This window comes from Achromobacter sp. LC458, from assembly GCF_001005835.2.
GTDB lineage: Bacteria > Pseudomonadota > Gammaproteobacteria > Burkholderiales > Burkholderiaceae_B > Achromobacter > Achromobacter spanius_B.
This window is the reverse complement of the sequence record NZ_LBHW02000082.1, coordinates 1-9,311: the sequence shown is the minus strand read 5'-3', so window position 1 is coordinate 9,311 and position 9,311 is coordinate 1. Positions and strand designations below refer to the sequence as shown.

The following is a 9,311-nucleotide window of genomic DNA, read 5'->3' as shown; positions in this document are numbered from 1 at the left end:
GTGCCCGCCGCCGCGTCCGTTGCAGCGCAGCAGGCCAGTATGCCCGCGTTTGTACGAAGCAAGATCATCGAGTGGCCCCTTCGAGGAGAAGACCATGGACTGGTTCGTTTCTACGCTTAAGGCTTATCCGGAAATCGCCATTTTCCTGGCACTGGGTATCGGTTACTGGATCGGGGGAAAGAGCTTCAAGGGATTCAGCCTTGGGGCAGTGACCGCGACCTTGCTGGTCGCCATCGTCATCGGCATCCTGGGTGTGAAGATCTCGCCCAACGTCAAATCCGTGTTCTTCCTGATGTTCCTGTTCGCGGTCGGCTACGGGGTTGGCCCGCAGTTTGTGCGGGGGATCGCCAAGGACGGGCTGCCGCAGGCGATCTTTGCCGTGGTCATGGCGCTGCTTTCCCTAGGCGCCGCGGCCGTCGCCGCGATCATTGCCGGGTATGACCTGGGCTCGGCGGCCGGCTTGCTGGCCGGCTCGCAAACCATCTCGGCATCGATGGGGCTGGCCACCGACGCAATCAACCGCCTGGGCCGGTCGCCGGAAGAAACCCAGGCCTTGCTGGACGCCATGCCCATCGCCTACGCGGTGACCTACATTTTCGGCACGGTGGGCTCGGCCATCATCCTGGCGCAGATCGGCCCGAAGCTGTTGGGCATCGATCTGGTGGCGGCCTGTAAGGAATACGAAAAAATGCTGGGCGCGGGCGAGGCCGCGCAAGGCGCCACCGAATGGCACGAATTCGAGATGCGGGCCTATTCCGTGGCGCCCGAAAGCCCATTCATCGGCAAATCAGTCGGCGAACTTGAAGCCGGCACCCGGGAAGGCGTGCGCGCGTTCATCGAACGCATACGGCGTGACGGCGACATCATGGAAGTGGACCAGGCCACGCTTATCCAGGCGGGCGACGTGGTGGTCATCGGCGGCAAGCGCGATCAGATGATTCTGCGGCTGGGCCCCAGCGGGCGCGAAGTCGAAGACCCCGAGCTGCTCAACATCAAGACCGAAGGCGTGGATATTTACGTCTCGAACAAAAAGGTAGATGGCAAACGGCTGGAGGAATTGGCCCGGTGGCCGGGCGCGCGCGGCGTGTTTCTTAAAAAGATCCGGCGCGGCCCCACCGAAACGCAGATTCCCGTGTTGCCCAAAACGCAGCTCTACCGGGGCGACGTCATTACCGTGGTCGGGCGCACGCAAGACATCAATATCACCGCGAAAGAATTGGGCTATGTGGATCGGCCCACGACAGTGACCGATGTGGCGTTCGTATCGCTGGCCATTACCGCCGGCGCGCTGATCGGCGCGATCGTGATCAATGTGGGCGGCATCCCGCTGACGCTGTCCACGGCGGGTGGCGCATTGATCGCGGGCATTGTGTTCGGCTGGTTTCGCGCCATTCATCCCACCTTTGGACGCATCCCCGAGCCCACGCTGTGGTTCATGAATTCGGTGGGGCTGAACGTGTTCATTGCCGTGGTCGGCATATCCGCCGGGCCGGGTTTTGTGGCGGGCCTGCAGAAACTGGGCATCAGCCTGTTCCTGTGGGGCATTTTCGCCACGGCCGTACCGCTGGTCGTCGGCATGTTGTTGGCCAAATTTGTGTTTCGCTTTCATCCGGCGCTGATCCTGGGCATCTGCGCCGGCGCGCGCACCACCACCGCCGCGCTCGGCATGGTGTGCGAAGCCGCCAAGAGCCAAGTCCCGGGGCTGGGCTATACGGTCACCTACGCGGTCGGCAACACCTTGCTGACCATCTGGGGAATGATCGTGATCATGCTGCTTTCCTGAGAAAGCCGCCCATCCAGACGCCCGCCTCTATCTCCGTCTTCTTTCGTTTTCTCCGTATTTGCGGGGCGCTTTGCGCCTTGCAACGCCAGGGGTACACCATGATGAACCGTCAAACCAACGGCAGCGATCTGGACCATCTGTTTTCGAATTCGGCCGCGCGCATGGATCGGTGGCGCGACATGAACGCCAAGGCGCAGGCCTGGGCGGCGCAAGCGCGTGGCGGCAACGGGCGCAGCGCGGCCACCGCCGTGCAAGAGGCCCTGGCCGCGCTGCGCCCGATGGAAACCTATTTTGCCTATCCCGGCGCGCAGCTGCTGCGTGCACTGGACGAGCGCCTGGCCGAGGGCGACGCCATGGGCGCGGCGCGCCTCATACTGCGCATGAGCAATGCGATGCTGTCGGGCAGCTACCGCTACGACGCCGGCGAATGGAACGTGGCCGAGGACGCCTCGTACGACGCGCCCGACCGCCTGCCCGCGGGCTTGGGCGAGAACGGCGGGCGTCAACCCTATTTCGAAACCCTGTTCGTCACGCCGATGTCGGCTTCGCGCACGGCAGCCATTTGCCAGGAGATCCGTCAGTTTCGTCGACCCGACGATGGCTTGATCTATGAGCCCGTTTTAGTCGGCAGCGTGGAAGACGCCCTGCTTGCCACGATCATGAACGGCAAGATCGAAGCCGTGGTGATCTACGAGGGAGTGCCTTTTGCATCCACCCACGAGGCCCCGCTGCTGCGCGATTTTCTGTCGGCCTACCAGCATCTGGATACGCAGCCGGACGACACGCGGCAAGCGGGCGTCAAGCTGGCCCGCTTCATCGCCAACATCCGGCCCGAGCTGGATATCTACCTGCTGACGGATCGCAAGGTCGAACAACTGGCCGGCGACCCGGCCGCCGCCTGCATCCGCCGGGTGTTCTATGAGGCCGAAGAGCCCATGGAAGTGCACCTGAACATTCTGGAAGGCGTGCGCGACCGCCAGGCCACCCCGCATTTCGACAACCTGAAACGCTATGCGAACCGCCCCATCAGCACGTTCCACGCCCTGCCCATCGCGCGTGGCAAGTCCATCATCAAATCCAACTGGATCCGCGACTTTGGCGAGTTCTACGGGCTGAACCTGTTCCTGGCCGAAACCTCCGCGACCACCGGGGGGTTGGACAGCATGCTTGAGCCCACGGGCAACATCAAGGTGGCGCAGGAGAAGTTCGCGCGCGCCGTGGGCGCCGACCACGTCTACTTCGTGACCAACGGCACGTCGACCTCCAACAAGATGGTTTATCAGGCGGTGACCAAGCCGGGCGACATCGTCATCGTGGACCGCAACTGCCACAAGTCGCACCACTACGGCATGGTGCTGTCCGGCGCGCAACCGCTGTACGTCGAAGCCTTTCCCATGACGGAATATTCGATGTATGGGGCGGTGCCGCTACGCACCATCAAACAGGCCTTGCTGGACCTGAAGGCCGAAGGGCGGCTGGACAAGGTCGCCATGGTGACGCTGACCAATTGCACGTTCGACGGGCACATCTACAACACGCGCCGGGTCATGGCCGAATGCCTGGCCATCAAGCCCGACCTGATCTTTTTGTGGGACGAAGCCTGGTTCGGCTTTGCCCGGTGGTCGCCCTTTCTGCGCCCGCGCACGGCCATGGGCGCGGCGGCCGCCTTGCAACAATGGCGCGACGAACCGGCCGCCACGGCCGCCTGGCAGGCGCAGGTGCGAGAGTTGGGCGACGAGCTGGACCCGAAGGACCCGCGCCTGTTGGAGCGTGAGCTGGTGCCTAACCCCGAAACCATGCGGATACGCGTGTACGAAACGGATTCGGTACACAAATCGATGTCCAGCCTGCGGCAAGGGTCCATCGTGGCGGTTCGCGACGAAGACTACGAACATCACATTTCCGCGTTTCACGAAGCCGTGTTCATCCATGCCTCGACGTCGCCGAATGCGCAGATCATTGCGTCGCTGGACGTGGCCCGCCGCCAGATGGAGCTGGAAGGCTATGAACTGGTGATGCGCGCGATCGAAGTCGCGTTGGCCATCCGCCGCGAAGTCGCGAGCCACCCGCTGATTTCCCGATACTTCAGCGTGCTGGGCGCCGACAAAATGATTCCGGACGGATTCCGCGCATCCGGCTTTGTCGACTACCTGCAACCCGGGGCCAACTGGCTGACCGCCGTGAAAGCGCTGAAGGATGACGAGTTCTGCCTGGACCCGACCCGGCTCACGCTGGTGTGCGGCACGGCGGGATTCGACGGCACGGCGTTCAAGAATCTGCTGGCGTCCAAATACAACATCCAATTGAACAAGACGTCGCGCAACAGCGTGCTGCTGCAAAGCAATATCAACAACACCCGCAGTGATGTCGCCGCGCTGATCAAGGTGCTGCTTGAAATTTCAGAGGCCGTCGACGCCCGCCTCAGCGCCGACAACGGTGCGGGCAGGCCGGAGTTCGACGCCAGGGTCAAAGCGCTGATGCATGATGTTCCCAGCTTGCCCAATTTCAGCCGCTTCCACGATGGCTATCGCGATAACCCCGCCAGCAGCACGGCGGAAGGCGACATGCGCACCGCGTTTTTTGCTGCGTACGACGAAGCGGAATGCGAGTACCTGCCCTTGACCAGCCCCACCCTGGACGACCGGCTGGCCAATGGCCCGGAGCTGGTATCCGCGAACTTCGTCATCCCGTATCCGCCGGGGTTTCCCATCATGGTGCCCGGCCAGGTCATCGATTCAGACACCATCGAATTCATGCGCAAGCTGGATGTGAAGGAGATCCACGGCTATCACGCGGCGCGGGGTATCAAACTGATCCGCCTGTCCGCCATCAAGCCGCGCACCGGCGGGGGCCAGCGTTAAGCCCGTGACCGCGGCAGTCGCAACCGGGCGCTGCCTTGCGCCCGCTTGCGGCTGGGCGAACGGCCTCAGTTCGCCAGCTTGATGGCTCCGCTGTCCAGCACCTTCTGCCACTTGGCGCTGTCGGTTGCAATGAACTGCTGCAAGTCCGCGCGCGAGCCGCCCGCCGCGATCATGCCCGCGTTCTCGACCGCGCTCTTGAACGCCGCGGACTGCACGGTTTGCTGCAAAGCGGCGTTCAACTGGTCCAGCACCGCCTTGTCGATCCCGGGCGACGCGGCCACCGAAAACCACTGGCTGGCTTCGTATCCCGCAAAGCCGGATTCCGCCACAGTGGGCACGTCGGGCAAGGCGTCGAGCCGCGCGCGCGTGGTCACGGCATAGGCCTTGAGCGTGCCGGCCTTGATCTGCGGCAATACCGGCGACGACCCCAGGATGGCCAGCGGAATCTGGCCGCCCGCCACATCCGACACGGCCTGCCCGCCACCCTTGTACGGCACATGCACGATGTGCGTGCCCGCGGTTTGATTCAGCAATTCGCCCGCCAGATGTTGCGAGGTGCCGTTGCCGGAACTGCCGTAGCTCCAGTTTTCAGGATGCCGGCGCGCATCGGCCAGCACGTCGGCCAATCCGGGCAAGGCGTGCTGCGCCGGCCCGACGACCACCATCGGCCCCTGCGCCATCAACATCACGGGCGCCAGTTCCTTGCCGATGGCCGGCTGCGGCGTGGGATAGATCAGCGGGCCAGGCACGGTAATCAGATAGCCGTCCCCGGGCTTGCTTCGGGCCACCATCTGAAGCGCGATGGCGCCGGACGCGCCGGGTTTGTTCTCGACCACGACCGTCAGGCCCGTACGCTGCGCCAGGTCTTGCGCGGCCACCCGCGTCAGCACGTCGGCGGTGCCGCCGGGAACGAAGCCCACAATCCAGTTGATCTGTTTACCCGGCCAGGCCAGCGTGGCTTGAGCGGAAGCGGCCCCGGACAAGGCCACGGCGCAGGCCAGGCCCGCCCCCGCGATGGCGCGACGAGTGTAGGCGCGACGAGTGAAGGCGCGACGACTGATGAATTTCATGAGTTCCCCTTGTGCTTGGCGCCGTCTATCGCGGGCCGTTCATTCCCCGTCAGGCCGACCGGGGGTGGTGTTGGGGTGCTGCGCGCAAGACGCGTTGAAGGCTTGCACCATCTTGAGCATCGGGCCCAGCACCCAGGTATTGAAAATCAAGATATCGCTTTCTTCCTTGGGGTCTTGCTTCAGGTTGAACAGATACGGAGATTCCAGCTTGCCCTTGCCTTCGTTGACCTCGGGCTCCCAATAAAAGTGCAGCTTCCAGTCGCGCCATTTCACCGCGCGCAATTCGTTCTTGATGTAGAACAGAAAGCCTTGCCGCGCCGAGTCCGGGCGCGCGCCGGTAAAAAAATCGGTCTGGTCGATGCCGTCGATGGGCCGGTCGGTGGGCACGGTGGCCCCGCCGATGTGCGACAAGGTCGTGTACAGGTCCGTCACGTGCACGATCTCGTTCGACACTTGCCCCGGCTTGACCTTGCCCGGCCAGCGCATGATGAACGGCACGCGCAGGCTGCCTTCCATGGCGGTGTGATAGGTGCCGCTCCAGGGGCCGGCCGTGCCGCGATAGGGCCGACGATATTCCGGGCCGTTGTCGCTGCAAAAAATGAACACGGTGTTCTCGGCCAGGCCAAGCTGGTCGACCTCGTCCATGACCTGGCCCACGCGATGATCCATTTCCACCATGGAATCGGCGAAGTCGCCCGCGCCGGTACGCCCCGCAAAGTCCGGGTGCGGCAGCGTGGGAAAGTGCAGGTGCACCAGCGGCAGATACAAGAAGAACGGTCGGCCATCGCGTGCCTTGTCGCGCATGAAGGTCTGGGCGTGTTGCACCAGGTCCGCATCGATGCCGCGACGGCTGTCCAGGTCATACAGCTTCACATTGCTGGACGGCTGCCCGGCACGGCCTTCCATGATGTAGGGCAGCTCGGCCACGCTGGGATCGAAGCCGATGGATGACGTGAACTGGCTTTCGTCGGTAGTGCGCGGAATGCCGTACCAATGGTCAAAGCCGCGATCCGACGGGTAACGTCCCGGGATATCGCCCAAGTGCCATTTGCCGTAATGGGCGGTGGCGTAGCCTTGGCCGGACAGTTGTTGCGCCAGCGTGATTTCGTCGCGGGTCAGCCCCTGCGGCAGGCCCGGCGGCACCGATTGCAGGCAGCCGGTGCGGATCGGGTGGCGCCCGCTCATCAATGCGGAGCGCGTCGGCACGCAATCGCTTTCAACGTTGAAGTTGTGCAGCAGCAGCCCCTGGGTGGCCAGGCGGTCGATGTGGGGCGTGGGCGCGCCGCGCAATGCGCCGCCGCCGTAGCAACCCAGCTCGCCCCAGCCCAGGTTGTCGGCGACGATCAAAACGATGTTGGGGCGGTTTGGCATACGCGCGGCTCTCTATGGGTAGGGGTCTGGGGTATGTCCGGATTCTAGGGTCGGGCGCCGCGCGTAATATTCCAAAAAGTGTGTTCTGGAATTCCTGGCGTTCATGAATCTATCCCTGCGCGATATTGAGTATTTTCTGGCTGCGGTCGAGCACGGCCACCTGGAACGCGCGGCGGCGGCGTGCGGCGTCAGCCAACCGGCGCTGTCCAAGTCGTTGCGGCGGCTAGAGGCCGACACCGGCCTGACCCTGATGCAGCGGCACGGCCGCGGCCTGGCGCTTAGCTCCGAAGGCACGGTTTTTTTGCAACACGCCAAGCGGCTGTGGGCCGAGTACCGCGACGCGGTGCGCCACGCCATGGAACTGCGCGTGGGCGAAGCCGGCTTGCTGCGCATCGGCGCCACTGGCGCCACGGTGGACAGCGTGGTCATGCCTGTTCTCAAGCGCGTACTGCCGCGCCGGCCGGCGCTGCGCGTACAACTGGTGCAAGGCCTGTCGGACGATCTGAACGCGCAAGTGGAAAGCGGCAAGCTTGACCTTGCCGTGACCCCGATCTACGCCGACGGCCCGCCTACCCTGCACCACGAAATCATGGTTGAAGATCCGCTGTGCGTGGCGGCAGGCAGGCGCCATCCCCTGGCCGCGAAGGCCCGCGTCCCGCTGCGCGACCTGGCGGGCCAACGCTGGATCTTGCCGCGCCCGACGTCGGTCGCGCGGCAGATGCTGGACGCGCGTTTCGCGGAAGCCGGCTTGGCGTTGCCGGCAGCGGCGTTGGAAGTGGAACATTTCTCCGAAGGCTCGCTGAAGATATTGGCCGACGCCGAGCTGCTGGCCGTGCTGCCGCAAAGCGCGCTGGCCGCAAGCGCCGACGTGGTGGCGTTGCCGGTGTCGCTGGGGCCGCCGCTACGGCGCAGCATCGCCCTGATCTCCCGGCGCGGCACGACGTGGTCGCCGTTGATGGAAGAATTTCGCCAGGCGGTGCTGGCCGGGGGGTGATGTGGCGGCCGCCAAGCGGATGGACGGCGATATCGCTACAATCGCCCCGCCCCTTCCTTCCTCGCCTTCGGCCGCCCCGGCCGCATCGCTTAGCTCCCCGCCTCGAGAATTTCATGTTTCGGCAGTTGTTGGCCCTAGTCCTTGGGCCGCTACTCGGTCTGTTCGTTGTCTGTATCGGCAACGCGTTCATTTCCTCCCTGACCTCCCTGCGCCTGGACGCGGCCGGTGAATCGGCCACTGTCATCGGTCTGGTCTCGTCGTCGTACTTTATCGGGCTGACCTTGGGCGCGATCTTCAACGACCGCCTGATCGTGCGTATCGGCCACATCCGCGCCTACAGCAGCTTTGCGTCGCTGATTGCCGTCACCGTGTTGTTGCAGGGCCTGATCTACGGCCCCACCGCCTGGTTTGTGCTCCGCCTGATCAACGGCTGGGCCTGCGTGGGCGTGTTTTTGGTGGTGGAAAGCTGGTTGCTGCTGGCCGGCGACCCGAAGATGCGCGGCCGCCTGCTGGCGCTGTACATGATTGCGCTGTATGGCTCCGGCATGCTGGGGCAGGTGCAACTGGGCGCCATCACACAGCTGGGCGACATGGCGCCGTTCATGATCGCGGGCCTGCTGGCGTCCTTGTCCGTCATGCCGATGGTGATCATTCCGCGCATCTCGCCGTTGGTCGAACGCGTCGAACCGCTGATGCCGCAGCATCTGATCCGCATGACGCCCACCGGCGTGATGGGTTGCTTCGGCTCCGGCGTGGCGATTGCCGCCGTATACACGCTGCTGCCCCTGTACCTGCAACGCATCGGCCTGGACGTGGCCGACGTGGGCAAGATGATGGGCGCGGTGATCCTGGGCGCGATGGTGCTGCAATATCCCGTGGGCCGTTGGTCCGACCTGCGCGACCGCCAGGTGGTGCTGATCGCCCTGGCGGTGTTCTGCACCGTCCTGAGCCTGCTGATCCTGCTGCTGCCCGCCGGCTCGCCGCTGTTGATGGTGCTGCTGTTCTTGCTGGGCGGCGGCGTGTTCGCGATTTATCCGGTAGCCGTCAGCCACGCCGCCGACCGCGCGCCCGCCGACGCGCTGGTGCGCATGATCCAGGGCCTGCTGCTGATCAATTCCCTGGGCTCGGCCCTCAGCCCGCTGGCGATCTCACAAGTGATGGACAGGTTCGGCGCCGCCGGCCTGTTCTGGTGCTTTACCGCCCTGAACCTGGGCCTGCTGGCCTTCTTCGTG

General features: G+C 64.4%; 6 protein-coding genes. 4 read left to right on the top strand and 2 right to left on the bottom strand.

Features of this window, described 5'->3' with window-relative positions; translation table 11 throughout:
* Positions 1 to 94 precede the first annotated feature (94 nt).
* On the top strand, positions 95 to 1,783 hold the full coding sequence (aspT, locus tag YH64_RS29800) for an aspartate-alanine antiporter (protein ID WP_046807913.1): 1,689 nt from the start codon (positions 95 to 97) through the stop codon (positions 1,781 to 1,783).
* Between the two features lie 98 nt (positions 1,784 to 1,881).
* Entirely contained in the window at positions 1,882 to 4,644 is a 2,763-nt protein-coding gene (locus tag YH64_RS29795; protein WP_255444888.1) for a beta-eliminating lyase-related protein, read from the top strand.
* A gap of 65 nt (positions 4,645 to 4,709) precedes the next feature.
* Here YH64_RS29795 and YH64_RS29790 read toward each other — a convergent pair whose 3' ends face one another.
* Both YH64_RS29790 and YH64_RS29785 read right to left on the bottom strand, forming a co-directional pair.
* Positions 4,710 to 5,714: a tripartite tricarboxylate transporter substrate binding protein gene (locus tag YH64_RS29790; protein ID WP_082134704.1), complete on the bottom strand. Its 1,005-nt coding sequence runs from the start codon at positions 5,712 to 5,714 to the stop codon at positions 4,710 to 4,712.
* A gap of 39 nt (positions 5,715 to 5,753) precedes the next feature.
* Positions 5,754 to 7,085, bottom strand: a complete 1,332-nt coding sequence (locus YH64_RS29785; RefSeq protein ID WP_046807914.1) for an arylsulfatase — start codon at positions 7,083 to 7,085, stop codon at positions 5,754 to 5,756.
* Between the two features lie 103 nt (positions 7,086 to 7,188).
* On the opposite strand from YH64_RS29785, the gene YH64_RS29780 reads away from it, so the two are divergent.
* A complete protein-coding gene (locus YH64_RS29780; RefSeq protein WP_046807915.1) occupies positions 7,189 to 8,079 on the top strand; it encodes a LysR family transcriptional regulator in 891 nt (296 codons plus the stop codon).
* Positions 8,080 to 8,192: 113 nt separating this feature from the next.
* The coding region (locus tag YH64_RS29775; RefSeq protein WP_143215620.1) for an MFS transporter at positions 8,193 to 9,311 on the top strand (1,119 nt) is incomplete at its 3' end.